Genomic DNA, 24,327 nt, shown 5'->3' on the forward strand with positions numbered 1-24,327 from the left:
CGAGCTGTTCCTCGGTCAGGCGGCGCCTCCGTTGTTGTCGACGGTCGCGCGCACCTCGATCGCGCCGTCGGTGCCGGCCAGCACGCGCACGACCTCGAGCAGGTCGTCCAGGTCGTCGGTCTCGACCAGGTAGAAGCCCGTGAGCTGCTCGACGGTCTCGGCGTACGGCCCGTCTGTGACGCCGCTGGCACGGACGACCTTGGCGTTGCGCGAATGCGTGAGCTCGGCGCCGCCGGTCACCTGGTGACCGCGCTCCCCGAGGAGCCGGGCGAACTCGCCGTGCCGGGCGTACATCGCGGCGCGCTGCTCCTCGGAGGCGGACTCCCAGGTGGCTTCGTCACCGGGGAGGAGAACGGCGTAGGTGGTCATGGTGGTTCCTCTCGACGTGGGATGAGTCTGTCACCGCGATGACGGGCGAGGCCTGACAGAATCGACAGCTGCCGTTCACCCGGACCTGCCCGAACGGACGCGTGAGGCGCTCGGGATGGACGTCGACGTGCCGTTCGGACACCGGCTCCGGAGCCCTTGACAGGGTCGTCGCCAGCGGCCAGAGTGAGCGCAATGGGAACGCTCCCACTCACCACGACCGACCGGGGGTGGACCGCATGATGGCCCTGGCCGGACGTGTGGGGGTGCCTGCCGCGAACGGCGGTTCCGCGGCGGGCCCATCCGTGTGGCGGGCCCGGGAACTCCTCGACGTCCCGGGCCCGCTGCTCGACGGGATACTGGCGCCATGACCCAGCCGACCCTCGAGCAGGTCGCCGCCCTCGCCGGCGTCGGCCGGGGCACCGCCTCCCGCGTGATCAACGGGGGCGAGAAGGTCTCCGAGCGATCCCGGCGGGCGGTCGAGGAGGCCATCGAGCAGCTCGGGTACGTCCCGAACGCCGCGGCCCGGGCCCTCGTCAAGCGCCGCACCGACACCGTCGCCCTGGTGATCGCGGAGTCGGAGGAGCGGGTGTTCGGCGAGCCGTTCTTCGCCGGCATCGTCCGCGGCATCGGGTCCGCCCTCGGCGCGGCCGACCGGCAGCTGGTGCTGCTGCTCGCCCAGGCGTCGGAGCGGCGCGGCGGGCTGGACCGCTACCTGACCCGGCAGCACGTCGACGGCGTGCTGCTGCTCTCCCTCCACGACGACGACGAGCTGCCGGAGCGGATCCGTGCGCACGGCGTACCCGTGGTGGTCGGCGGCCGCCCCCGCGAGGACGTCGCGAACGGCTCCGTCGACGTCGACAACGTGCAGGGCGCCGGCCTCGCGGTGGCGCACCTGGTCGAGCGCGGCCGCAGCCGGATCGCCACGATCGCCGGCCCGACCGACATGGTCGCCGGCAGCTCGCGCTACGAGGGGTACGTCGCCGGGCTGGCCGCCGCCGGGCGCGCAGTCGACGAACGGCTCGTCGAGCGTGGCGACTTCGGGCAGCAGAGCGGCGCCGACGCGATGCGGGCGCTGCTCGAGCAGGCGCCGGACCTCGACGCGGTCTTCTGCGCGAACGACCTGATGGCGGTCGGCGCCCTCCAGGTGCTCCGCGACGCCGGCCGACGGGTGCCGGAGGACGTCGCGGTGGTCGGTTTCGAGGACGCGCCGATCGCCCAGTCGGCCCATCCACCGCTCACGACGGTGCACCAGTCCCCGGAGCGGATGGGCCGCGAGATGGTGGCGTTGCTGCTCGAGACGATGGCCGCGCCCGAGCGCGATCACGCCGCACGGATGTTGTCCACCCGTCTGGTCGTCCGCGACAGCAGTTGAGCCACCGCTTAGCATTTGCCCATGGAGCATCGCGGTGAGGCCCAGGTGCCACTCGTCCTGCTCGCGACCAGTCGCGAGTGGGCCGAGGGCGAGCCCGGCCACGGCGCGCTCGACGCGGCGCTCGCCGCGCACGGCCTCGCGAGCCGGTGGGTCGTCTGGGACGACCTCGGCGTCGACTGGGGCACCGCCGAGGTCGTGGCGGTCCGCTCGGCCTGGGACTACGACGGCCGGCTCGGGGAGTTCCTCGGCTGGGCGTCCGGTGTCGGCCCGACGCTCCTCAACGGTGCGTCGGTGTTCCGCTGGAACACCGACAAGCGCTACCTGATCGAGCTCCAGGACGCCGGCCTCCCGGTCGTCCCGACGGTCGCGGCCGACACCATCTTCGACGTACGCGCCGCCGCCGACGGGTTCGGCCTGGCCGTGGTGAAGCCGCGGGTCGGCGCCGGCGGCCGCGGCCTCGAGGTCGTCACGGACGGCCGGGTCTGGCTTCCGAAGGACGGTCACGAGGGTCCCTGGGTGGTGCAGCCGCTGGTCGAGTCGATCCACACCGAGGGCGAGATCTCCGTCTTCGTGATCGGCGGCCGGCCCGTGAGCCAGGCGCAGAAGACCCCGAGCGCCAATGACATCCGGGTCCACGAGCAGTACGGCGGCAGCTCGCGCTCGGTCGAGCTGGGGGAGCAGGCCGCGTCGCTGGCGGCCGAGGCGATCGCCACCGTGGTCGACCTGCTGGGCGAGGAGATCGTCTACGGCCGGGTCGACATGATGCGCTACCGGGACCGCCTCGTGGTCAGCGAGGTCGAGCTGACGGAGCCGGGCCTGTACCTCGACGTCCTCCCGCTGAACGCCCTGCCGTTCGCCGAGGCCGTCGCCGCCCGGGCCTACCCGAAGACCTGGTGAGGTCCGCCGCCCGGCTGTGCTGAGGGCCCCGCTTCTTGCACTCGCAGGGGTCGAGTGCTAAACATGACGCTGGCACTCTCCTAGCGAGAGTGACAACCGGATCGGTGCCAGTTGAGGCCCGCCGCGCCGGCGAGAAAGGGTTCGCCGGGTCAGCGGGGCCGTCCGTCGCGGGCAACCCATCGAGCCGGATCCACGAACTCTAAGCGTGAGGAATCGCAGGAGTTATGCCCAAGCTGATTGCTTTCAACGAGGAGGCCCGGCGCGGTCTCGAGCGAGGCATGAACACGCTCGCCGACGCCGTCAAGGTCACCCTCGGCCCCAAGGGCCGCAACGTCGTTCTCGAGAAGAAGTGGGGTGCCCCCACGATCACCAACGACGGTGTGAGCATCGCCAAGGAGATCGAGCTCGAGGACCCCTACGAGAAGATCGGCGCCGAGCTGGTCAAGGAGGTCGCCAAGAAGACCGACGACGTGGCCGGTGACGGCACCACCACGGCGACGGTCCTCGCGCAGGCGATGGTCCGCGAGGGTCTGCGCAACGTGGCCGCGGGTGCGAACCCGATGGGCCTCAAGCGCGGCATCGAGGCCGCCGTCGCCGCCGTGTCCGAGCAGCTCTCGAGCATGGCGATCGACATCGAGACCAAGGAGCAGATCGCCGCCACCGCGTCGATCTCCGCCGCTGACACCACCGTCGGCGAGATCATCGCCGAGGCGATGGACAAGGTCGGCAAGGAAGGCGTCATCACCGTCGAGGAGTCGAACACCTTCGGGCTCGACCTCGAGCTCACCGAGGGCATGCGCTTCGACAAGGGCTACATCTCGGCGTACTTCGTCACCGACCCCGAGCGGATGGAGACGGTCCTCGAGGACCCCTACATCCTGATCGCCAACCAGAAGATCTCGTCGGTCAAGGACCTGCTCCCGCTGCTGGAGAAGGTCATGCAGTCGGGCAAGCCGCTGCTGATCCTGGCCGAGGACACCGACGGCGAGGCCCTGTCCACGCTGGTCGTCAACAAGATCCGCGGCACCTTCAAGTCCGTCGCCGTCAAGGCACCGGGCTTCGGTGACCGCCGCAAGGCCATGCTGCAGGACATCGCGATCCTGACCGGCGGCCAGGTCATCTCGGAGGAGGTCGGCCTCAAGCTCGAGTCGACCGGCATCGAGCTGCTCGGCCAGGCCCGCAAGGTCGTCATCACCAAGGACGAGACCACCATCGTCGAGGGCGCGGGCGACGCCGACCAGATCGCTGGTCGCGTCAACCAGATCCGTGCGGAGATCGAGAAGTCGGACTCCGACTACGACCGCGAGAAGCTGCAGGAGCGCCTGGCCAAGCTGGCCGGCGGTGTTGCGGTCATCAAGGTCGGCGCGGCCACCGAGGTCGAGCTCAAGGAGCGCAAGCACCGCATCGAGGACGCCGTTCGCAACGCGAAGGCGGCCGTCGAGGAGGGCATCGTCGCCGGTGGCGGCGTCGCCCTGGTGCAGGCTGCGGCCACCGCGTTCGACAAGCTCGAGCTCGAGGGTGACGAGGCGACCGGTGCGAACATCGTGCGCTTCGCCTCCGACGCCCCGCTCAAGCAGATCGCGATCAACGCCGGCCTCGAGGGCGGCGTCGTGGCGGAGAAGGTGCGCAACCTGACCGCTGGTCACGGCCTGAACGCCGCCACGGGCGAGTACGTCGACATGATCGCCTCGGGCATCATCGACCCCGCCAAGGTGACCCGCAGCGCGCTGCAGAACGCCGCCTCCATCGCGGCGCTCTTCCTCACCACGGAGGCCGTCGTCGCCGACAAGCCGGAGAAGTCCGCCCCGATGGGCGACCCGTCCGGCGGCATGGGCGGCATGGACTTCTGAGTCCGACCCGCTCCACGTAGCATCGTTCGAACGGCCCCAGTCCCCCGGGACTGGGGCCGTTCGCCGTCTCCCGCCGGCCGGTTCAACGGGAGTGGTGGGGGTGGGGCAGAGTGGTGACCGTGGACGAGAGCCGCCGCGAACGCTTCGAACAGGTCGCGCCCGGGCTGATCGAGCCCGTGCGCCGCTACCTCGCCCGTCGTACCGACGCCGCCACCGCCGAGGACGTGCTCGCCGAGACGCTGCTGGTGTGCTGGCGGCGGGCCGACGACCTCCCCCCGGACCCGCTGCCGTGGGTGTACGGCGTCGCCCGGATGTGCCTGCGGAACGCCGAGCGGTCCGCGCGCCGCCAGGAGCGGGTGGCGGCGAAGGTCGCCGCGATCGACCCGCCGGCCGAGGCCCTGCCGGGTCCCGAGGAGCGCGACGAGGACCTCGCCGCCGCGCTGGCCGCGCTGCGGCCGAACGATGCCGAGCTGCTGCGCCTGTGGGCGTGGGAGCAGCTGGCGCCGGCGCAGATCGCTACCGTCCTGGGCATCACGGCGAACGCCGCGAGCATCCGGCTCCACCGGGCGCGCGGCAAGCTCGCGGACCTGCTGCGAAAGAACGGCGCCGCGTCCGGACATGAGGAGTCGAGAGAGGGGAGAAGACCGTGACCGACCAGCACGACGACCAGCACGACGAGCTGCGCGACCGCCTGCGGGCGGCCGACCCGGCCTCCTCCCTCCCGCCGGCCGGCCCCGAGCGGGCGACCCGACTCGTGGAGGACGTCATGAGCACCGAGCTGACCACCGAGAACCGCGCGACGGGCACCCGCAACCGCGGCCCGCTCACCTGGCTCGTCGCGGCCGCGGCGGTGCTGATCATCGCCGGTGTCGGCGTCTTCGCCGTCGTCAGCCACGACGACGACCCCGCCGCGCCGCCGACGGCGGCCGACCACACCACGGTCACCGAGCTCGGCGCGCCCAGCCCGGCGACGTACGACGCGAGGTGCATGGTGCCGAACGCCGAGACCCTCGCGCAGCAGTCGCTGGCCTTCGACGGCACCGTCACCGCCGTGGCCGGCCGGGTCGTCACGCTCACCGTCGGGCACTGGTACGCCGGCGGCCCGACCGACCTGGTCCGCGTGCAGGCGCCGGAGGAGGCGCTCCAGGACCTCGTGGGGGCGGTGCACTTCGAGGACGGCGGGCGGTACCTCGTGAGCGCGAGCGACGGCCAGGTGACCGTGTGCGGGTTCAGTGCGCCGTACTCCGCCGACCTGGCCGCGCTCTACGACCAGGCCTTCGGGTGACGGTCGCCGGGCTGCTCCTCGCCGCGGGGGCGGGCTCGCGGATGGGCATGCCCAAGGCGCTGGTGCGGGACCGGTACGGCGAGCCGTGGCTGGTCGCCGCCGTGCGCGCGCTGGCCGACGGCGGGTGCTCGCAGGTGACGGCCGTGCTCGGCGCCGGGGCCGAGGACGCGCTGCCGCTGCTCGACGGCACCGGTGCCACCGCGGTCGTCGCCGCGGACTGGGCCGAGGGCATGTCCGCCTCGCTCCGCGCGGGCCTCGTCGCGGTCGACGGCACGGACGCCGACGCGGTGGTCCTCACCCTCGTCGACCTGCCGGACGTCGGTGCGGACGTCGTCCGCCGGCTCCTCGACCCGCCCCCCTCGGCCGCCACGCTCCGGCGCGCGTCGTACGACGGACAGGTCGGGCACCCGGTGGTGATCGGCCGCGACCACTGGGCGGGCGTGGTCGCCGAGACCGACGGCGACCGGGGTGCGCGCGGCTACCTCGCGAGCCACGACGTCGAGGTCGTCGAGTGCGCCGACCTGGCGTCGGGCCGCGACGTCGATCGCCCCAACCCCTGACCAACAGGCCCCGCGTAGCCTTGGCTGCATGGCCCTCGAGTCCCCTGCAGCCGTGGCCGACCGCCTCGGCGGCACCGGCTACCTCGCCGACGACGCGCTCGCGACGGTGGCCTTCCTCGCGCTGGAGATGCAGCGGCCGTTGCTGCTCGAGGGCGAGCCCGGCACCGGCAAGACCGCGCTCGCGGAGGCCATCGCCGAGAGCCTGGAGCTGCCGCTGGTCCGGCTCCAGTGCTATGAGGGCATCGACGCCACCCAGGCGCTCTACGACTGGGACTTCCCGCGCCAGATCCTGCACCTGCGCGCGCTCGAGGCCGCCGGCTCCGCTCGCGGCGAGCAGAGCGTCGAGGAGGCCGAGAAGAGCCTGTACGACGCGCGCTTCCTGCTCGCCCGCCCCGTGCTCCGGGCGCTCCAGGAGAGCCCGGCGGTGCTGCTGGTCGACGAGGTGGACCGGGCCGACGACGAGTTCGAGGCGTTCCTGCTCGAGGTGCTCTCGACCTACCAGGTGACCATCCCCGAGCTCGGCACCGTGCGCGCCGCGACCCCGCCGATCGTCGTGCTCACCTCGAACCGAACCCGCGAGCTGCACGACGCGCTGAAGCGGCGCTGCCTGTACCACTGGATCGATCACCCGGGCCTGGAGCGCGAGGTCGAGATCCTCCGCAGCCGGGCGCCCGAGGTGTCCGAGACGCTGCGCCGGCAGGTGGTCGAGCTCGTCCAGCAGCTGCGCGGCCGGGACGACCTCCAGAAGCCACCGGGCGTCGCGGAGACGCTCGACTGGGCGCGCGCGCTCCACCACCTCGGCACCGCCGAGATCGACATCGAGACGGCCGCGGCCACCCTCGGCGCGCTCGTGAAGTACCGCGAGGACTCCGAGCGGGTCCGCCACGCCCTCGACCAGATGCTGCGGCCATGAGGGACCCGGACGTCGTTCTGCTCGCCTTCACGCGCGCGCTCCGCGCCGCCGGCGTCCCCGTCACGCACGACCGCGCGCAGGGCTTCCTCGCGGCGACGGCGGTGCTGGGCGCCGGTGACCGGCGCGCGGCCTATCTGGCCGGCCGGGCCACCCTCTGCGCCGGCCCGGACGACCTGGCCCGCTACGACCAGGTGTTCCACGAGTACTTCGGCTCGCGGGACGGCCTCCCGCTGCCCCGGCCGAAGCAGCGGGTGGAGGCGCCCGCGTTCTCGGGGCTGCCCCTCGACGAGGGGACCGGGGCGGCGGAGTCCGACGAGCAGGAGGTCGTGCGGGCCACGGCCAGCGACACCGAGGTGCTGCGGCACCGCGACGTCGCCGCGCTCTCGGCCGCCGAGAAGCACCGCCTGGTCGGTCTCTTCGCCACGCTGCGGCCGCGCCCGCCGGTCCGGCGCACTGCCCGGCACCAGCGCTGGCACCGCGGGCGGGTCGACGCCTCGCACACCCTGCGCGCCTCGCTGCGCCGGATGGGCGAGCCCGCCGAGATCGCCTGGCGGCGCCGCGGCACCCGGCCGCGCCGCGTGGTCCTGCTGGTCGACGTCTCCGGATCGATGAGCGGGTACGCCGACGCACTGCTCCGCCTCGCGCACCGGTTCACCCAGGCGGCCGGGTCGTCGGGGTCGGTCGAGACGTTCACGGTCGGCACCCGGGTCACCCACGTCACCCGCGCGATGCGGGTCCGCGACCCGGAGCGGGCGCTGGTGGCCGCGGGCGAGACCGTGCCCGACTGGTCCGGCGGCACCCGGCTCGGCGAGACGCTGCGGTTCTTCCTCGACCGGTGGGGCCAGCGCGGGATGGCCCGCGGCGCCGTGGTCGTGGTGTTCAGCGACGGCTGGGAGCGCGGTGACCCGACCATGCTCGGCGAGCAGATGGCGCGGCTCCGGCGGATCGCGCACCGGGTCGTGTGGGTCAACCCGCACCGCGGCAAGGCCGGCTACGAGCCGGTCCAGCAGGGCGTCGTCGCGGCCCTGCCGCACTGCGACGACTTCGTCGCCGGGCACTCCCTCGCGACGTTCGCCGAGCTGGTCGAGGTGGTCTCCCGTGCGTGACGTGCTGCCCGAGCTGCTGGCGTGGTGGCGCTCGGGGGAGACGGTGGGGGTCGGGACCGTGGTCGCGACGTTCCAGTCCGCGCCGCGGCCGCCGGGCGCCTCGATGCTGGTCGGTCCGGACGGGACCGCGGTGGGCTCGGTCTCGGGTGGCTGCGTCGAGGGCGCGGTCTACGAGCTCGGCCAGTCCGTGGTGGAGTCCGGCACGCCCGTGCTCGAGCGGTACGGCGTCTCCGACGACGACGCGTTCGCGGTCGGGCTGACCTGCGGCGGGATCCTCGACGTGTACGTCGAGAAGGTGGACCGGGAGACGTTCCCCGGGCTCGGGGAGATCGCCGAGGACGTCGAGGCCGGCCGGCCGGTGGCCCTGGCGACAGTGATCGAGCACCCGGACCCGGCCTGGCTGGGCCGCCGGCTCGTCGTGCGCCCGGACGAGCCGCTCGCCGGGTCGCTGGGGTCGCCGCGCGCGGACGATGCGGTCCACGACGACGCGCTGGGGTTGCTGGCGGCGGGCCACAACGCGACGCTGGGCTACGGCCCGGACGGCGAGCGTCGCGGTGAGGGGATGCGGGTGTTCGTGTGGGCGTTCGCGCCGAAGCCGCGGATGCTGGTGTTCGGGGCGATCGACTTCGCGGCCGCGGTCGCCCGGGTCGGCAGCTTCCTGGGCTACCACGTGACGGTGTGTGACGCGCGGCCGGTGTTCGCGACGAACAGCCGGTTCCCCGAGGCCGACGAGGTGGTCGTGGACTGGCCGCACCGCTACCTGGCGGCGGAGGCAGAGGCGGGCCGGGTCGACGGCCGCACGGTGGTCACGGTGCTGACCCACGACCCGAAGTTCGACGTGCCGCTGCTGGAGGTGGCGCTGCGGTTGCCGGAGATCGCCTACGTGGGCGCGATGGGCTCCCGGCGCACCCACGAGGACCGGCTCGAGCGGTTGCGCGAGGCGGGGCTGGAGGAGAAGGAGATCGCCCGGCTCTCCAGCCCGATCGGGCTCGACCTCGGTGCCCGGACGCCGGAGGAGACCGCGATCAGCATCGCCGCGGAGATCGTCGCCGGCCGCTGGGGCGGGTCCGGAGAGCGGCTCGGCACCCTCGAGGGACGCATCCACCGCGACCTCCACTGAGGGTGATCCGCGTCACGCTCCCGGTGCTACCTTCGACCGCATGGCTCGCAGCGAGCTCCAGACCCGCAGGATGGACGCGGTCCGTGCCTGGACCTCGTTCCTGGAGCACGCGGACGGGACCCTGCCGGCCGTCCGCCCCGAGATCCTGACCAGCTGGACCCGGTCCGAGGCCGCGATCACCACCGACGTCCGTGAGGCGCCGCTCGCCGACGAGGCCGAGACCGCGGCGTACTGGAACGGCTCGCCGCTGCAGACCGCCGTGGGCCGGGTCGAGGCGGAGCTCCGGCGTACCGCCGAGGACGGCGACCTCGTGGTAGCGGTCACCGATCCGGAGACCCGCATCCTGTGGACGTACGGCGGTCGCGTGATGCGCCGCAAGGCGGAGACGGTGAATTTCGTGGCCGGCGGGCGCTGGGACGACGAGTCCGTCGGCACCAACGCGCTCGACCTCGCGAACCGGCTCGCCGCGCCGGCGATGGTGTTCAGCGCCGAGCACTACGCCTCGATCGTGCACAACTGGGTCTGCTGGGCCGCGCCGCTGCACGACCCGGTCACCGGGACCCAGCTCGGCGTCATCGACATCTCCACGACCTGGGACCGGACGCACCCCATCGGCCTGGCCACCGCCCGGGTGCTCGCGCGGCTCATCGAGACCGCCATGCCAGCCTCGCGCGCCCACGCCGGTCCGGCCGTGCTCGACGAGCAGGACGAGCCCGGCCTGGTGATGCGGCTGCTCGGCACCGCCGAGACCTGGCTGGACGGCCAGCGGCTGCTGCTCAACCGGCGCCAGACCGAGGTGCTGGCGCTGCTCGCCATCCACCCCGAGGGCCTCTCGCTCGAGCACCTGCACGCCCTCGTGTACGGCGACCAGGCCGTCACGCTGTCCACGCTGAAGGCCGAGGTGTCACACCTGCGGGCCGCGCTCGGCGGCCAGCTCGCCTCACGCCCCTACCGGCTGATGATGCCGGCCGCGACCGACGTCGACCTCGTGCTCGCGCTGCTCCGCGGCGGCCGGGTCGCCGCCGCGGTCGACGCGTACGGCGGGGACCTGCTGCCCGGGACCAACTCCCCGGCCCTCACCGAGCTCGCCGAGTACGTCGCGGTCGCGGTCCGCGAGGCCCTGCTCGCCGACCCGCAGCCGGACGCGGTGGTGCGCTACAGCGACCTCGCGCCGTACGACACCGAGGTCGTCGAGGTCTGCCTGGCCCGGCTGGCGGGCACCCCGCACCCCGCCGTCCCTTTGCTCAAGGGGCGGCTCGCCGCCGCCCGGCGCTAGTGGAGCTGCGCTACGCGCTGGCCGTCGTCACCGGCGCCGGGGCCGGGCTCGGTCGCGAGGTCGCGGTGGCGATGGCGCGCCGGGGGACGGCGGTGCTGGTCGCGGACCGGGACCCGGCGGCCGCCGAGGAGGCCGCTGGGCTGGTGCGCGAGCAGCGCGTCGGCGGGTGGGCGTTCCCGGCCGACGTCAGCGAGGAGGCCGACCTGCGCGCGCTGGCCGACCGCGCCCGCGACCTCGGCGGCGCGGACGTGCTCGTCAACAACGCCGGCGGCTGGACCGCCGGTGACCAGTACCCCGCGGCGCCGTACGACGCCTGGTCGCGCACGCTCGACCTCAACCTCCGCGCACCGATGCTGCTCACCCAGCTCTTCCTCGAGGGCCTGGACCAGCGCCGGGGACCGCGCCGCGTGGGCGCGGTCGTCAACGTCGCCTCCAGCGCGGCGGTGGGGACCGACGGCTACGGCTCGCCGGAGTACGCCGCGGCCAAGGCCGGCCTGATCCGTCTCACCACCGCGCTCTCCGACCCGGGGACCGCGGCTCGCGCCCGGGTGATGGCGGTGGTCCCGGGCTGGATCGGGCTGCCCCGCGCCCAGGTGGAGTGGGCCGCCCTCGGCGAGGACGAGCGGGCTCGGCTGGGCCCCCTGGTGCCGGTCGGCGCGGTCGTCCGCACCGTCGTCGACCTGGTCGCGCACGGGCGCGCGGGGCAGGTGGTCGAGCTGCTCTGAGCGGGTCGATGCCGGTTTAACTGGACTCGTTTACTACTCTTAAGGCATGGGCGGTGTGGTCGAGGTGGAGCAGTCAGTGACGGCGGCCGGGGTGCCGGACCGGCACCGGGTCGCGGTGGTCGGCGGCGGCGCGAGCGGCGTGCTCACGGCGCTCCAGCTGCTGTCGAGCACCGGCGACTCGTCCCTCGCGGTGACGGTCCACGAGGCGACCGGTGTGCTCGGCCGCGGCATCGCCTACGGCACGTCCGACCCGCGGCACCTCCTCAACGTCCGCGCGCGGCACATGAGCGCGTACGCCGACGTGCCGTCCGACCTGCTCGACTGGGCGGTCCGGGCCGGCCGGGACCCCGACCCGCTCGGGTTCCTGCCGCGGATGGAGTTCGCGGCGTACCTCCAGGACACGCTCGCCGGCGTCGCCGACCACCGGCTCACGATCAGCGCCGGCCGGGTCGACGACATCGTCCCGGTGCCCGGCGGCTTCGAGGTGCGCACGCGGGACCGCTCCACGTCGGCCGCGACCGTGGTCCTCGCCCACGGCAACCAGAGGCCGCAGCCGCTGACGGAGCTCGCGGGGCTGCCCGGCCACCTCGCGGACCCCTGGGACCTCGCCGCGATCCGGGCGCTGCCGGGCGACGCGACCGTGGTGATCGTCGGGACCGGCCTCACCGCGATCGACACCGCGATCACGCTGCTCGAGGACGAGCCGCGCCGGCGCGCGGTGATGGTCAGCCGGCACGGACTGCTGCCGCACGCGCACATCGAGCAGCAGTCGACGGCCTGGGTCAGCCACGTGCCCGAGGGGCCGCTGACCGCCGACGGGATCGCGGCCTTCGTGCGCGGCCAGGTCGAGGCCGCCCGCAGCCACGGCGTCGACTGGCGCAACGTCGTCGACGGGCTGCGTCCGCAGACGCAGTCGATCTGGCGACGGCTCGACCTCGAGCAGCGGCGGCGGTTCCTGGCCGCCCACGCCCGGGACTGGGAGGTGCGCCGGCACCGGATGGCGCCCGAGGTCGCGGACCGGATCCGCGGCTATCTCCGCGACGGCCGGCTGACGCTCGCCGCCGGCGGCGTCGGAGGTGTCGACGAGGTCGGCGGCCTGGCCGAGCTGGTGCTGCCCGACCTGCGCGACCGGGTCCTCGCCGACGCCGTGGTCAACTGCACCGGACCGCTCACCGACATCAGCCGGTCCGGGGAGCCGCTCCTGCAGGCGCTCCAAGCGCGCGGCCTCATCGTGCCCGACCCGCTTCGGCTCGGCCTCGACTCGACGCCGGCCGGCGAGGTGCTCGGCGCCGACGGCACCGTCGTCCCCGGCCTGTACGCCGTCGGCCCGCCGCGGAAGGGCACCCTCTGGGAGTCCACGGCGATCCCCGAGATCAGGACCCAGGCGGCCGAGGTCGCGCGCGCCGTACTCGCCCGGAAGCTCGCGCCGGAGCTCGCCGCCAACGTATAGCCAACCCGCCGCGCCTAGCGTGCGCTGCATGACCCGGATCAGCCTCACGGTCGACGGAGCCAACGTCTCCGACGACGTCGAACCCCGCATGCTGCTCGTGCAGTACCTGCGCGAGAAGCTCGGCAAGACCGGCACCGTCATCGGTTGCGACACCAGCAACTGCGGCGCGTGCACGGTCCACCTCAACGGCACCAGCGTGAAGTCCTGCAACGTCCTCGCGGTCCAGGCGGACGGGGCCGAGGTGACCACGATCGAGGGCCTCGCCCGGGACGGGCAGCTGCACCCGGTGCAGGAGGCGTTCCGTGAGTGCCACGGCCTCCAGTGCGGCTTCTGCACGCCGGGGATGATCATGCAGAGCGTCGACCTGCTGAGCACGAACCCGAACCCCTCCGAGGAGGAGATCCGGCTCGGGCTCGAGGGCAACCTCTGTCGCTGCACGGGCTACCACAACATCGTGCGCGCGGTGCAGCACGCCGCTTCCCAGGGGGCGACGTCATGACCGCCACCCAGGAGCGCCCCTCGGAGGAGGTCGAGCGCGAGATCGGCCGCGACCGCCGGCGCAAGGAGGACCAGCGCCTGATCACCGGGCGCACCCGCTGGACCGACAACCTGACGCTGCCCGGCATGCTGCACCTCGCGATGGTGCGCAGCCCGTTCGCGCACGCGAGGATCGTCAGCATCGACACCAGCGCCGCCAAGGCGGCCACCAACGTCGTCGACGTGTTCACCGGACCGGAGCTCGGCGAGACGCTGGGCGTCAACATCAACGCGTGGCCGATCACGCCGGAGCAGGTCACGCCGACGCACTCGCCGATGCCCGCGGACCGGGTGGCGTTCGCCGGCGAGATCGTCGCGGTGGTCGTGGCGCGCACCGCGGCCGAGGCCCGCGACGCGGCCGAGCTCGTCGACGTCGAGTACGACGAGCTCCCGGCCGCCCTGGATCTCAAGTCGGCCGCCGCCGACGTGGTGCTCGCCCACCCCGACCTCGGCACCAACAAGTCCGCGCTCTGGGTGTTCGACTCCGGCGAGGCGGGCACCGGTGCGCCGGTCGAGGACGCGATCAGCAGGGCCCGCGCCGACGGCATCGTGATCGAGCGGGAGTACCGCCAGCAGCGGCTGATCCCGGCGTTCATGGAGCCGCGCTCGGTCGTCGTCGACCCGACCGGGGAGCAGTACGTCATGTACTCCGCCACCCAGATCCCGCACATCCTGCGCTTCGCCCTGGCTGCCACGACCGGCGTACCGGAGTCGAAGATCCGGGTGATCGCGCCGGACGTCGGCGGCGGCTTCGGCGGCAAGCTCCAGACCACGCCCGAGGAGTGGATCGCCTGGGCGGTCGGCCGCCGGCTCGGCAAGCCCGTGAAGTACACCGAGACCCGCTCCGAGTCGCTGGTGTCGGCGCACCACGGCCGTGACCAGTGGCAGAAGCTCACGCTCGCGGCCGAGAAGGACGGCACGGTCACCGGGCTCAAGGTCGAGTTGCTCGCCGACCTCGGCGCCTACGTCGCGATCGTCGGTGGCGGCGTGCCGGTGCTCGGCGCGTTCATGTTCAACGCGATCTACAAGTTCCCGGCCTACCACTTCTCCGTGCAGACCGTGCTCACCAACAAGACCTGGACCGACGCGTACCGCGGCGCCGGCCGCCCCGAGGCGACGTACGCCATCGAGCGGCTGATGGACGAGCTCGCCGTCGAGGTCGGGGTGGACCCGCTGGAGATCCGGGAGAAGAACTGGATCAAGCACGAGGAGTTCCCGTTCACCACGGTGGCCGGGCTCGAGTACGACTCCGGCAACTACGAGGCCGCCACGGCGCGCGCCAAGGAGATGATCGGGTACGACGAGCTCCGGGCCGAGCAGCGGCGCCGGCGCGAGTCGGGCGACCCGGTGCAGCTGGGCATCGGTGTCTCGACGTTCACCGAGATGTGCGGCCTCGCGCCGTCCCGGGTCCTGGGCCAGCTCGACTACGGCGCCGGTGGCTGGGAGCACGCGGGCGTCCGGATGCTCGCCACCGGCAAGGTGGAGGTGGTGACCGGCGCCTCGGCGCACGGCCAGGGCCACGAGACGGCGTTCAGCCAGATCGTCGCCGACCGCCTCGGGGTCGCGTTCGAGGACGTCGAGATCCTGCACGGCGACACCCAGGTGGCGCCCAAGGGCATGGACACCTACGGGTCGCGGTCCCTGGTGGTCGGCGGCGAGGCGCTGGTCCGTGCCGCGGACAAGGTGATCGAGAAGGCGAAGCCGATCGCGGCGCACCTGCTCGAGGCATCGGCCGACGACCTCGAGTTCACCGGGGGCCGGTTCTCGGTCCGGGGCACGGACCAGGGGATGGCGATCGGCGAGGTCGCGCTGGCGACGTTCGCGGCGCACAACCTCCCGGACGGGGTCGAGCCGTCGCTGGACTCGGACGCGACGTACGACCCGGTGGCCTTCAACTTCCCGCACGGCACCCACCTGTGCGCCATGGAGGTCGACACCGAGACCGGCGAGCTGCGGATGCGCAAGTACGTCTGCTGCGACGACATCGGCAACATCATCAACCCGCTGATCGTGAGCGGGCAGGTGCACGGCGGGCTGGTCCAGGGCATCGCCCAGGCCCTCTGGGAGGAGGCGGTGTACGACGAGTCCGGCACGCTCGTGTCCGGCTCGTTCGTGGACTACCTGCTCCCGACCGCGGCCGACACGATCAGCTTCGACATCGACCACACGACCTCGCCCAGCCTGACCAACACGCTCGGCACCAAGGGCGTCGGCGAGGCGGGGACGATCGCCTCGACGCCGGCGGTGGTGAACGCGGTGGTCGACGCCGTACGCCACTTCGGGGTCAACGACATCCAGATGCCGTGCACGCCCGAGCGGGTGTGGCGGGCGATCAACGGGGCCGGTGCCGGTGGCTCGACGGAGGGTGCGGCGATGCCGCACTTCGGCGAAGCCGAAGCATCCGGCACGAGCGAGGGCGGCGGCGCGATGGGCAACCAGGAGCAACCGGGCACCTCGAGCACGGAAGGAGCGGGCGCATGATCCCCGTAGCGTTCGACTACGTGGCGCCGACCTCGGTCGAGGACGCGCTCGCGGCCCTGGCCCAGCACGGCGACGACGCCAAGATCATCGCCGGTGGGCAGAGCCTGCTGCCGGTGCTCCGGATGCGGCTGAACGCGCCCGAGATGATCATCGACCTCGGCAAGATCGAGTCGCTGCGCGGGGTGCGCGACGACGGCGACGCGATCGTGGTCGGCGCGATGACGCCGCACTCGGTCGTCGGGTCGGACCCGCTGGTCGCGGAGCACGCCGCGCTGGTCGCGAAGGCGATCGAGCACCTCGCGGACGCCCAGGTCCGGCACCGGGGGACCTTCGGCGGCGCACTGGCGCACGCCGACCCGGCCGGGGACCTCGGCGCACCGGCGCTGGCGCTCGGCGCGGAGTTCGTGATCCAGGGCGCGGGCGGCACCCGCACCGTGGCGGCCGACGACTTCTTCGTCGACCTGTTCGAGACCGCGATCGGCGAGGACGAGATCCTCACCGCGGTCCGGATCCCCAAGCGCACCGGCTGGGGCGCGCACTACGAGAAGTTCGTGCGGGTCGCCCACCAGTGGCCGATCGTCGCGGTCGCAGCGACCGTCCGGGTCGACGGAGGCAGCATCGCGGAGGCCCGGATCGGGCTCACGAACATGGGCTCCACACCGGTCCGGGCGCGGGCGGTGGAGGACGCGCTCGCCGGTCAGCCCGCGACCGAGGACGCCGTACGCGCGGCCGCCCAGCAGGCCGCGGAGGGCACCGACCCGCCGTCGGACCTGAACGGCGCCGCCGACTACCGCCGCCACCTCGCCCGGGTCCTCACCCGGCGCGCGGTGCTCGCGGCCGCCGGAGCCGCCTGATGGACCTGACCCACCGGTTCACCGTCCCGACGTCGGTCGACGAGACGTGGGCGCACTTCAACGACATCGCGTCGGTGGCGGAGTGCTTCCCCGGTGCCACCGTCACGTCGGTCGACGGGGACACGTTCGCGGGCTCGGTGAAGGTCAAGCTCGGCCCGATCGCCCTGGTCTACAACGGCTCCGGCACGTTCGTGGAGAAGGACGAGTCCGCGCACCGGTTCGTCGTCGAGGCCAAGGGCAAGGACAAGCGCGGCAACGGCACCGCGGGCGCCACGGTGACCCTGACGATGGCCGGGTCCGGGACGGCCACCGACGTCGAGGTCGTCACCGACCTGTCGATCACCGGGAAGCCCGCCCAGTTCGGCCGCGGCGTGATGCAGGACGTCTCCGACAAGCTCCTCGGCCAGTTCGTCGCCTGCCTCGAGCAGCGCCTCTCGGGTGCCCCCGGCGGCGTACTCCCTGGCGAAAATGCTCTCGAGACGCCCTCCGAACGACCGAATGGGCAGGGACTACCCGAGACACCGGCACCCAAGCACGTCGCGGAGGCGCCGGCGACCCCGCCACCGGCACCGGCGCAGGACGACTCTCTGGACCTCGGGGCGGCGGTGCTGCCGGTGCTCCTGAAGACGTACTGGAAGCAGGCGGCGGGCCTGCTGCTCGCGCTGGTGGTGCTGCGCTGGCTGGTCAGTCGGTCGCGGCGCTGATCGTCTTCGAGGACGGCGAGGACAGCTCGGCGGGGTCGTCGACGAGGCGCTTGCGCACGCCGTTCACCTCGGGCGTGAGCTGCGGCTCCAGGCGGAGGATCGCGATGGCGCCGCAGAGCAGGCAGCCCACGACCAGCGTCGCGATGTAGAGGGCGCCGAGGCCGTGGCCGACCATGAAGCCGGCGACCGGCGGCGCGATGATCGCGGCCAGCTGGAAGGTGCCGGAGCTGAGCGCGTTGTAACGGCCGCGCAGGTGGTCGGGGGCGAGCTCGTTGACGAGCGCCGGGATCGTCGGCTGCAGCAGCGTCTCGCCGAACGCGAACACCGACGCGCACGCGGCCACCAGCAGCGTCGCGCCCCAGGTGCCGGAGACCAGGCCGGTCGCCCCGAGCAGCAGCCAGGATCCCGCCCACACCACGCCCATCACCGCGATGACGCGGGTGCGCCGGCGTCCCTCGATGCGCTGCAGCACGAACAGCTGCAGCACCACGATGACGAGGGTGTTCGCCGCGAACGCCAGGCCGAGACCCCGGGTCGACACCTCGCCGACGGCGCGGGCGAAGGCGGGCATGCCGGCGTTCAGCTGGGAGTAGCCGACGTAGGAGGAGACGAAGCTCAGCAGCATCAGCGTGGCGACCGCCGGACGACGTGCGACCTCGAGGTAGCTCACCTTCGCGGGCGCCTGGCCCTGCGGGTGCTCGACCCGGCCGGCGACGTGCCGCAGTGGCACCGTCAGCAGGAACAGTGCCGGCAGGTAGGACACCGCGTCGGCGAGGTAGATCGCCTGGAACGTCGCCACCCGCTCGACGTCGACGAACAGCCCACCGAGGATGCCGCCGATCCCGATGCCGAGGTTGAGCAGCGTGAAGTTCACGCCGAAGTACCGCTGCCGCAGGTCGACGGGTACGACGGTCGCGACCAGGCTCTGGAAGCCGGGCCAGGTCACCCCGAACGCGGCGCCGGACAGCAGGAGCGCGAACGCGGCGGCGTACTCGGTGCCGGCGAACGCGAGCAGGGTGTTCGACACCACCTGCAGGACCAGCGCGCCCATCAGGATCCGGCGCGCGCCGAACCTGTCGATCGCGGAGCCGCCCGGCCCGACGATGAGGAACCCGACCAGCGGCGGCAGGCCGAGGAGCAGCCCGACGTGCCCCAGGTCGAACCCGCGCACCTCATGGAGGTAGACGACGTGGAACGGCAGCACGAGCCCGGTGCCGATGAACTCCAGGACCACCACCGAGAGCAGCAGCTTGCCCTCACGCGGCAGGTCGTGCCAGAACGAGGCGAGGGTGGGCCTGGTGGAGGTCGGAGCGCTCATCGTGTCCAGTCAAACAGGGGCCACCGACACCGAGCACGCGGTTTTCCGACGCCGCGAGCCGCCCCGGCCCTAGGCTCCGGCTCATGAAGCGAGTGGTGGCATACCTGGTCGGTCTCGCGGTGCTGCTGCTCCTGCTCTTCGCGCCGGCCGCGTTCTACACCTGGAACGACGAGGGCGCCAGCGACGAGGACACCACGATCACGTCGTACGTCGCGACCTTCGACGTCGACGACCAGGGAGACATGGACGTCGTCGAGACGCTCACGGTCGACTTCCCGTCCGGCAAGCACGGCATCTTCCGGTACTTCGACAAGACCTACCAGAACGACTCCCACCTGCGCTTCGTCCCGCACGACGTCGAGGTCACCATGGACGGCGGGGACGTGCCGACCGAGGAGACCACGGTCCGTCACGACCGCTACCTCAACGTGCGGATCGGCGACCCCGACGCCACGGTCTCGCCCGGCGAGCACGTCTACGAGATCAGCTACGCCATCGACGGGGTCCTCACCGAGGGCTCCGGCGGCCACCAGACGCAGTTCTACTGGAACCTCGTGCCCGGCGGCTGGTTGCAGACCATCGAGCAGGCCGACCTCACCGTCACCCTCCCCACCGCGGCCCAGGACGTGCAGTGCGCGGTCGGCGCCGGCCAGACCGGTGGTTGCCGGGCGAAGGGCGAGGGCACCGAGACCCTCCACGTGCAGACCGGCGCCCTGGACCCGAACACGCCGGTGACGGTCAAGGCCGGCCTGGACATGGCGACCCCGCCGCCCGGCACGAAGGTGCCGTGGACGCCCCGGTTCGACCAGGTGCTCAGCACCAGCGTCGTCGCGCTGCTGGCGGTGCTCGTCTTCTCGGTGCTGGCCGGCCTGCTCGGCTACGTGCTGGCCCGGCGCGCCCGCGAGCGGAACCCGCAGTTCCCACTGATGTACGCCCCGCCCGAGGGCGTCGGGCCTGCGCAGGCGGCCTACCTCGTCAGCGAGGACGTCGACTCCGAGCAGTACGTCGCCACGCTGCTGTATGCCGCGGAGAAGGGCGCCATCGACCTGAACCGGTCGAACGAGACCTGGACGATCACCGACAAGAACGGCGCGGACGGCTGGTCCGGCCTCGACCCGGTGACCGGCAGCGTCGCCCACCTGCTCGGCGGGCCCGGCGAGTCCTTCAGCGCCACCCCGAAGGACGTCACCGCGGGGAAGCGGCTGAAGACCGAGATCGAGGGCTTCGAGGAGAACACCCGGACCTGGGCGCGAAGCCAGGGCCTGATGGTCAAGAGCGGGCTGGGCGGGCGCGGCGGTCTCGTCCTCGGCGGCCTGCTCCTCGTCGTCGGCGCCATCGTCTGGTTCAACCCGTTCGAGATGACCCTGCTCGGGCTGATCCCCGGCCTGTTCGTGATCTTCGGCGCGAGCCTGGCGGCGACCGGCGCCGGCACCCGCCGCACCCGTGCCGGCCGGGAGGTCTGGTCGCGCGCCGGCGGCTTCCGCCGGATCCTGTCCACCCCGTCGGCCGAGGAGCGCTTCGACTTCGCGGCCCGCAAGGACCTCTACACGGCCTACATCCCGTGGGCGGTCGCCTTCGGCTGTGCTGACGAGTGGGCCGAGAAGTACCGGGTCGAGATGGGCTCGGAGCCACCGGTCCCGTCGTACTTCCCCGGCTACTACGGCGGCGCCGCGGTCGGCACCGCCGTATCGTCGATGGTCAGCGACTTCAACTCCACCGTCAGCTCCGCGATCTCCTCCTACGAAGCCACCCAGAAGTCGTCGTCGTCCGGCGGCGGCGGTGGGTTCTCCGGTGGTGGCGGAGGCGGCGGCGGGGGCGGCGGCTCCTGGTGACCACCCGGCTCGTCCCACCCATCTGAGAGGTTCACATGCTCATCGCCATCATCGTCATCGTCGTGCTGCTCGTCGCCGTGGTCGGCTTCGTCATCGCCGGCTTCAACAAGCTGCGCACCAGCGACATCGGCGCCCAGGAGGCGCTGGGCGGCATCGACGTCCAGCTGACCCGGCGCGCCGACCTGATCCCGAACCTGGTCGAGACCGTCAAGGGGTACGCCGCGCACGAGAAGGGCGTCTTCGAGGAGGTCACGGCCGCGCGGGCCGGTGTCCAGGCCGCCGCGAAGGGCGACGACGTCCCGGCCAAGGCCGCCGCCGACGCCCGGCTCCAGGGCGCTCTGGTCAACCTGAACGCGGTCGCGGAGAACTACCCCGACCTCAAGGCGAACCAGAACTTCCTCGAGCTGCAGAGCCAGCTGGCCGAGACCGAGAACCAGATCTCGTTCGCCCGCCAGTACTACAACGACGCCGTCGCGACGCTGAACAAGCTGACCCAGACGATCCCCTGGATGCTGTTCACCGGCATCGCCAACGTGCACAAGCGCGACTTCTACGAGGCACCCGCCGGGCAGGAGAACGCCCCGCAGGTGCAGTTCTGAGCCGGGCGCCAGGTCGAGTAGCCGCGCGCCCGACGAAGGAGGACGCGACCGGCGTACCGAGGCCGGGGGGGTCGACACGCTCGCTGGCGCTCGCTGCTCGACCGGCCAGTGTGCTGGGTGTGCCGGCCGCAGGGGTGGGTACTCCCGCGACATGCACCTGCCACACCCCCGCGGGCCGCTGACCGAGGAGCTCCTCGGTGCTCTCCGGTCCGGGACCGACGACTTCTACGCCGTGCTCGCGGCGGCGCCCACGGCGACCGGCGAGGACGCCGCGCTCGCGCTGTGGGTGCTGCACGAGCTGCACTACCGCGGCTTCGGGGAGGTCCCCGACCAGCTGGAGTGGGACCCGCAGCTGATCCGCGTGCGCCGGGTCCTCGAGCACGACCTCGAGAACCGGCTCCGGGACAGGTTCACCGCACCCGAGGGACTGTCCTTCGTGGAGGACGTCTTCGACTGGATCGACGGGCACGAGGGCCCCTCGCTGGCCCGGCACGTCCAGCGCGACGCCGACCGCGAGCAGGTGCTCGAGCTGTTTCGCCTCCGCTCGCTGTACCACCTCAAGGAGGCCGACCCGACCGCCTGGGTGGTGCCGCGCCTGGGGGTGCGCGCCAAGGCCGCGCTCATGGAGCTCCAGTACGACGAGTACGGCGCCGGCGACCCGAACCGCCTCCACCACCACCTGTTCGCCGAGGGGATGCGGGCGAGCGGCCTCGAGCCGGCGTACGACGCCTACCTGGACCTGGTGCCGCTCGAGGTGCTCGAGCAGAACAACACGCTGAGCATGTTCGGCCTGCACCGGCGCCTGCGCGGCTCCGCGCTCGGCCATCTCGCGGCGTTCGAGGCGACCAGCTCGCTGCCGTCGCGGCGGATGGCGCAGGGGCTGGAGCGGCTGGAGTTCCCGGCCGAGATGGTCGACTACTACGCCGAGCACGTCGAGGCGGACGCGGTGCACGAGCAGCTGGCCGTCCGGACGATCTGCGCCGCGCTGCTGGAGGACGAGCCGGAGCTCGAGGAGGACCTGTGGTTCGGAGCCTTCACCTGCCTCGACCTCGAGGACCGGTTCGCCCGGACGATGCTCGCCCGGTGGGGCGTGGAGGAGGAGGTCGCGTGAGCGCCGCGGGAACGCACTTCGAGCATCCGGACGTCGTGGTCTGCCCCGGCGGTCCGATGCTGCTGCGCGGGAAGCACACCATCGAGGACGCCGACGGCGTGCCCCACGAGACGACGAGGCCGGTCACGGCGGTCTGCCGGTGCGACCGGTCGGCGTCGTTCCCCTGGTGCGACGGCACCCACAGGGTGCTGCCGGCCAAGCTCCGACCTACGTGAGGTCGAGACGGACCAGCACGCCGCGGTCGCACCACCGGACCTCGGTGATCGTGAAGACGCCACCGCGCAGGCGGGCCCGGAGCGCGTCGACCTGCTCCACCGTGCCCAGCTGGAGGAGCAGCGTCCCGGAGGGTGCCAGGTGTCGGCGCGCGACCTCGACGCAGGACCACGCGACGTCCAGACCGTCCCTGCCGCCGTCGATCGCGACCACCGGGTCCTCCGGGTAGCGACCGACCTCCTCCCGTCGTACCCACGGCGGGTCCGCGACCACCAGCGCGAACCGCTCCGGGTCCTCGATCACCCGGTCCATCGGCCCCTCGCGCACCTCGACCCGGTCCGCGAGGCCGGCCTGCTCCGCGTTGTGCCGGGCCCACTCGCACGCGGCCGGGTTGAGGTCGACGCACACCAGCGGCCGGCCGGACCCGACGACGGTGAGCAGCCCGATCTGCCCGGCACCGGAGCACAGCTCGAGGACCGGGCCGGGTGGCGCGCTCGCGAGGATCTCCGCCGCCCACACCGACTGGGCCTCCGTCCACGGACGCGGCCGCAGCACGCGACCGTCGAACGCGATCCGGAGCGGACCGAAGCGCATCGTCTCCGCGGCGGAAAGGGTGGTCATGACCGGGTGGTACCCGCGTCGCGGAAAGTCACACGATGTCGCGGCATGGTCCTCGGTCGCGATCTGGCTGCTGCTCAGTCTCGATACGCCGGTCGCGAGCTCGTTCCTCGCTCGCGCGGCTACTCGACCTGGCTGCTGGCTCCCTGCCCTCGCAGGCTCGGGCCGGGGCAGCTCAGTCTCGATACGCCGGTCGCGAGCTCGTTCCTCGCTCGCGCGGCTACTCGACCTGGCTGCTGGCTCCCTGCCCTCGCAGGCTCGGGCCGGGGCAGCTCAGTCTCGATACGCCGGTCGCGAGCTCGTTCCTCGCTCGCGCGGCTACTCGACCTGGCTGCTGCATCCCAGCCCTCGCAGGCTCGGGCCGGGGCAGCTCAACTCGACCTGGCTGCTGGCTCCCTGCCCTCGCAGGCTCGGGCCGGGCAGCTCACTCAGGCCACGTGGATCGGACGGAACTGGACCGAGATCCGGGGCCCGGCGTGGGCGACCTTGGGCACCGCGTGCTCCCAGGTGCGCTGGCAGGAGCCGCCCATCACCAGCAGGTCGCCGTGCCCCATCTCGACGGAGATCGAGCCGCCGCCGAGCCGCGGCCGGAGCGCGAGCCGGCGCGGGTCGCCGAGGGAGACGATCGCGACCATCGTGTCCTGGGTCCGGCCGCGGCCGATCGTGTCGCCGTGCCAGGCGACGCTGTCGCGGCCGTCGCGGTAGTAGCAGCACCCGGCGGTCACGAACGGCTCGCCCAGCTCGGGCCGGTAGTACGCCGACAGGGCGCCCCGGGCCCGGCCGAGCGCGGGATGCGGGAGCGCCTCGCCGACGCCGTACGTGTGCAGCAGGCGGGGTACGTCGACCTCCCGGTCGTACATCTGCCGCCGCTCGGCCCGCCACGGGACGTCGCTGACGAGCGTGGCGAAGACCTCGTCCGCCTCGGGCAGCCAGGCCGGGCACACGTCGACCCAGGCGCCGCGCGTCAGGGTGCGGCGGGTGATCGCGTCGAACGTCGGTGCGTCGACGGCCGGTGCTTCGAACAGCGAGCCCTGGAAGTCCATGCATCGAGCATACGCCGCGATCGAACACGTGTTCGACCCCGTCAGGGTGAAATCAGGGACGGGACGGGACCATTTCCCGTGGCGCGGCGACCTG

24 protein-coding genes are annotated in these 24,327 nt (G+C 72.8%); 20 read left to right on the forward strand and 4 right to left on the reverse strand.

The window, feature by feature from the left end:
- Positions 1 to 15: 15 nt before the first annotated feature.
- Entirely contained in the window at positions 16 to 369 is a 354-nt protein-coding gene (locus ACVW2K_RS06440; RefSeq protein WP_028636476.1) for a YciI family protein, read from the reverse strand.
- A 364-nt stretch (positions 370 to 733) separates the two neighbouring features.
- Here ACVW2K_RS06440 and ACVW2K_RS06445 point away from each other — a divergent pair, with 364 nt between their 5' ends.
- The 16 genes from ACVW2K_RS06445 to ACVW2K_RS06520 all read left to right on the forward strand — a co-directional run bounded on the left by ACVW2K_RS06445 (position 734) and on the right by ACVW2K_RS06520 (position 17,499).
- The gene (locus ACVW2K_RS06445) at positions 734 to 1,741 is read left to right on the forward strand and encodes a LacI family DNA-binding transcriptional regulator (protein WP_457201960.1); all 1,008 of its coding nucleotides are present in this window, start codon (positions 734 to 736) and stop codon (positions 1,739 to 1,741) included.
- Between the two features lie 21 nt (positions 1,742 to 1,762).
- The gene (locus tag ACVW2K_RS06450; RefSeq protein ID WP_028636474.1) at positions 1,763 to 2,638 is read left to right on the forward strand and encodes an ATP-grasp domain-containing protein; all 876 of its coding nucleotides are present in this window, start codon (positions 1,763 to 1,765) and stop codon (positions 2,636 to 2,638) included.
- 224 nt (positions 2,639 to 2,862) lie between these two features.
- On the forward strand, positions 2,863 to 4,488 hold the full coding sequence (gene groL / locus ACVW2K_RS06455; RefSeq protein WP_028636473.1) for a chaperonin GroEL: 1,626 nt from the start codon (positions 2,863 to 2,865) through the stop codon (positions 4,486 to 4,488).
- A gap of 119 nt (positions 4,489 to 4,607) precedes the next feature.
- On the forward strand, positions 4,608 to 5,138 hold the full coding sequence (locus ACVW2K_RS06460) for an RNA polymerase sigma factor (RefSeq protein WP_457201961.1): 531 nt from the start codon (positions 4,608 to 4,610) through the stop codon (positions 5,136 to 5,138).
- Positions 5,135 to 5,773: a hypothetical protein gene (locus ACVW2K_RS06465; protein ID WP_457201962.1), complete on the forward strand. Its 639-nt coding sequence runs from the start codon at positions 5,135 to 5,137 to the stop codon at positions 5,771 to 5,773. Before ACVW2K_RS06460 ends, ACVW2K_RS06465 begins: the two co-directional genes overlap by 4 nt.
- The gene (locus tag ACVW2K_RS06470; protein ID WP_028636470.1) at positions 5,770 to 6,333 is read left to right on the forward strand and encodes a nucleotidyltransferase family protein; all 564 of its coding nucleotides are present in this window, start codon (positions 5,770 to 5,772) and stop codon (positions 6,331 to 6,333) included. The genes ACVW2K_RS06465 and ACVW2K_RS06470 overlap by 4 nt, the downstream gene beginning before the upstream one ends.
- A gap of 28 nt (positions 6,334 to 6,361) precedes the next feature.
- Positions 6,362 to 7,246: an AAA family ATPase gene (locus ACVW2K_RS06475; protein WP_028636469.1), complete on the forward strand. Its 885-nt coding sequence runs from the start codon at positions 6,362 to 6,364 to the stop codon at positions 7,244 to 7,246.
- The gene (locus ACVW2K_RS06480) at positions 7,243 to 8,352 is read left to right on the forward strand and encodes a vWA domain-containing protein (RefSeq protein ID WP_457201963.1); all 1,110 of its coding nucleotides are present in this window, start codon (positions 7,243 to 7,245) and stop codon (positions 8,350 to 8,352) included. The genes ACVW2K_RS06475 and ACVW2K_RS06480 overlap by 4 nt, the downstream gene beginning before the upstream one ends.
- Positions 8,345 to 9,472: an XdhC family protein gene (locus ACVW2K_RS06485; protein WP_457201964.1), complete on the forward strand. Its 1,128-nt coding sequence runs from the start codon at positions 8,345 to 8,347 to the stop codon at positions 9,470 to 9,472. The genes ACVW2K_RS06480 and ACVW2K_RS06485 overlap by 8 nt, the downstream gene beginning before the upstream one ends.
- 40 nt (positions 9,473 to 9,512) lie before the next feature.
- The gene (locus ACVW2K_RS06490) at positions 9,513 to 10,748 is read left to right on the forward strand and encodes a transcriptional regulator (protein ID WP_457201965.1); all 1,236 of its coding nucleotides are present in this window, start codon (positions 9,513 to 9,515) and stop codon (positions 10,746 to 10,748) included.
- Positions 10,748 to 11,473 (forward strand): SDR family NAD(P)-dependent oxidoreductase, encoded by a 726-nt coding sequence (locus ACVW2K_RS06495; RefSeq protein WP_051548819.1) that lies wholly within the window; start codon positions 10,748 to 10,750, stop codon positions 11,471 to 11,473. Before ACVW2K_RS06490 ends, ACVW2K_RS06495 begins: the two co-directional genes overlap by 1 nt.
- A 46-nt stretch (positions 11,474 to 11,519) precedes the next feature.
- Positions 11,520 to 12,923: an FAD/NAD(P)-binding protein gene (locus ACVW2K_RS06500; RefSeq protein WP_457201966.1), complete on the forward strand. Its 1,404-nt coding sequence runs from the start codon at positions 11,520 to 11,522 to the stop codon at positions 12,921 to 12,923.
- A gap of 28 nt (positions 12,924 to 12,951) precedes the next feature.
- Positions 12,952 to 13,422 carry a (2Fe-2S)-binding protein gene (locus ACVW2K_RS06505; protein ID WP_028636465.1) on the forward strand — a complete coding sequence of 157 codons (471 nt, stop codon included), beginning with the start codon at positions 12,952 to 12,954 and terminating at the stop codon, positions 13,420 to 13,422.
- A complete protein-coding gene (locus ACVW2K_RS06510; RefSeq protein WP_457201967.1) occupies positions 13,419 to 15,941 on the forward strand; it encodes a xanthine dehydrogenase family protein molybdopterin-binding subunit in 2,523 nt (840 codons plus the stop codon). The genes ACVW2K_RS06505 and ACVW2K_RS06510 overlap by 4 nt, the downstream gene beginning before the upstream one ends.
- Entirely contained in the window at positions 15,938 to 16,795 is an 858-nt protein-coding gene (locus tag ACVW2K_RS06515; RefSeq protein WP_457201968.1) for an FAD binding domain-containing protein, read from the forward strand. Before ACVW2K_RS06510 ends, ACVW2K_RS06515 begins: the two co-directional genes overlap by 4 nt.
- Entirely contained in the window at positions 16,795 to 17,499 is a 705-nt protein-coding gene (locus ACVW2K_RS06520) for an SRPBCC family protein (RefSeq protein ID WP_457201969.1), read from the forward strand. Before ACVW2K_RS06515 ends, ACVW2K_RS06520 begins: the two co-directional genes overlap by 1 nt.
- Here the strand turns inward: ACVW2K_RS06520 and ACVW2K_RS06525 are convergent.
- Positions 17,480 to 18,817 (reverse strand): MFS transporter, encoded by a 1,338-nt coding sequence (locus ACVW2K_RS06525; RefSeq protein WP_457201970.1) that lies wholly within the window; start codon positions 18,815 to 18,817, stop codon positions 17,480 to 17,482. The two genes, ACVW2K_RS06520 and ACVW2K_RS06525, sit on opposite strands and share 20 nt — an antisense overlap.
- An 83-nt stretch (positions 18,818 to 18,900) precedes the next feature.
- Here ACVW2K_RS06525 and ACVW2K_RS06530 point away from each other — a divergent pair, with 83 nt between their 5' ends.
- The 4 genes from ACVW2K_RS06530 to ACVW2K_RS06545 all read left to right on the forward strand — a co-directional run bounded on the left by ACVW2K_RS06530 (position 18,901) and on the right by ACVW2K_RS06545 (position 22,574).
- Entirely contained in the window at positions 18,901 to 20,649 is a 1,749-nt protein-coding gene (locus ACVW2K_RS06530) for a DUF2207 domain-containing protein (RefSeq protein ID WP_457201971.1), read from the forward strand.
- 35 nt (positions 20,650 to 20,684) lie between these two features.
- Complete coding sequence (locus ACVW2K_RS06535) at positions 20,685 to 21,248, forward strand: LemA family protein (RefSeq protein ID WP_028636459.1); 564 nt, start codon at positions 20,685 to 20,687, stop codon at positions 21,246 to 21,248.
- A gap of 151 nt (positions 21,249 to 21,399) precedes the next feature.
- Positions 21,400 to 22,359, forward strand: coding sequence for an iron-containing redox enzyme family protein (locus ACVW2K_RS06540; protein ID WP_457201972.1), 960 nt, complete (start codon positions 21,400 to 21,402; stop codon positions 22,357 to 22,359).
- On the forward strand, positions 22,356 to 22,574 hold the full coding sequence (locus ACVW2K_RS06545; RefSeq protein ID WP_028636457.1) for a CDGSH iron-sulfur domain-containing protein: 219 nt from the start codon (positions 22,356 to 22,358) through the stop codon (positions 22,572 to 22,574). Before ACVW2K_RS06540 ends, ACVW2K_RS06545 begins: the two co-directional genes overlap by 4 nt.
- Here ACVW2K_RS06545 and ACVW2K_RS06550 read toward each other — a convergent pair.
- Positions 22,567 to 23,193, reverse strand: a complete 627-nt coding sequence (locus tag ACVW2K_RS06550; RefSeq protein WP_457201973.1) for a methyltransferase — start codon at positions 23,191 to 23,193, stop codon at positions 22,567 to 22,569. The two genes, ACVW2K_RS06545 and ACVW2K_RS06550, sit on opposite strands and share 8 nt — an antisense overlap.
- Before the next feature lie 425 nt (positions 23,194 to 23,618).
- Positions 23,619 to 24,233 carry an alpha-ketoglutarate-dependent dioxygenase AlkB gene (locus tag ACVW2K_RS06555; RefSeq protein WP_028636455.1) on the reverse strand — a complete coding sequence of 205 codons (615 nt, stop codon included), beginning with the start codon at positions 24,231 to 24,233 and terminating at the stop codon, positions 23,619 to 23,621.
- Positions 24,234 to 24,327 lie beyond the last annotated feature (94 nt).

It is taken from the genome of Nocardioides sp. HB32, assembly GCF_054058995.1.

Bases quoted from the DNA above. Each gene is read 5' to 3' on its own strand.
- ACVW2K_RS06440 (WP_028636476.1), bottom strand. From the start codon at position 369: ATGACCACCTACGCCGTTCTCCTCCCCGGTGACGAAGCCACCTGGGAG.
- ACVW2K_RS06445 (WP_457201960.1), top strand. From the start codon at position 734: ATGACCCAGCCGACCCTCGAGCAGGTCGCCGCCCTCGCCGGCGTCGGC.
- ACVW2K_RS06450 (WP_028636474.1), top strand. From the start codon at position 1,763: ATGGAGCATCGCGGTGAGGCCCAGGTGCCACTCGTCCTGCTCGCGACC.
- groL (WP_028636473.1), top strand. From the start codon at position 2,863: ATGCCCAAGCTGATTGCTTTCAACGAGGAGGCCCGGCGCGGTCTCGAG.
- ACVW2K_RS06475 (WP_028636469.1), top strand. From the start codon at position 6,362: ATGGCCCTCGAGTCCCCTGCAGCCGTGGCCGACCGCCTCGGCGGCACC.
- ACVW2K_RS06480 (WP_457201963.1), top strand. From the start codon at position 7,243: ATGAGGGACCCGGACGTCGTTCTGCTCGCCTTCACGCGCGCGCTCCGC.
- ACVW2K_RS06490 (WP_457201965.1), top strand. From the start codon at position 9,513: ATGGCTCGCAGCGAGCTCCAGACCCGCAGGATGGACGCGGTCCGTGCC.
- ACVW2K_RS06500 (WP_457201966.1), top strand. From the start codon at position 11,520: ATGGGCGGTGTGGTCGAGGTGGAGCAGTCAGTGACGGCGGCCGGGGTG.
- ACVW2K_RS06505 (WP_028636465.1), top strand. From the start codon at position 12,952: ATGACCCGGATCAGCCTCACGGTCGACGGAGCCAACGTCTCCGACGAC.
- ACVW2K_RS06510 (WP_457201967.1), top strand. From the start codon at position 13,419: ATGACCGCCACCCAGGAGCGCCCCTCGGAGGAGGTCGAGCGCGAGATC.
- ACVW2K_RS06515 (WP_457201968.1), top strand. From the start codon at position 15,938: ATGATCCCCGTAGCGTTCGACTACGTGGCGCCGACCTCGGTCGAGGAC.
- ACVW2K_RS06520 (WP_457201969.1), top strand. From the start codon at position 16,795: ATGGACCTGACCCACCGGTTCACCGTCCCGACGTCGGTCGACGAGACG.
- ACVW2K_RS06525 (WP_457201970.1), bottom strand. From the start codon at position 18,817: ATGAGCGCTCCGACCTCCACCAGGCCCACCCTCGCCTCGTTCTGGCAC.
- ACVW2K_RS06530 (WP_457201971.1), top strand. From the start codon at position 18,901: ATGAAGCGAGTGGTGGCATACCTGGTCGGTCTCGCGGTGCTGCTGCTC.
- ACVW2K_RS06535 (WP_028636459.1), top strand. From the start codon at position 20,685: ATGCTCATCGCCATCATCGTCATCGTCGTGCTGCTCGTCGCCGTGGTC.
- ACVW2K_RS06540 (WP_457201972.1), top strand. From the start codon at position 21,400: ATGCACCTGCCACACCCCCGCGGGCCGCTGACCGAGGAGCTCCTCGGT.
- ACVW2K_RS06550 (WP_457201973.1), bottom strand. From the start codon at position 23,193: ATGACCACCCTTTCCGCCGCGGAGACGATGCGCTTCGGTCCGCTCCGG.
- ACVW2K_RS06555 (WP_028636455.1), bottom strand. From the start codon at position 24,233: ATGGACTTCCAGGGCTCGCTGTTCGAAGCACCGGCCGTCGACGCACCG.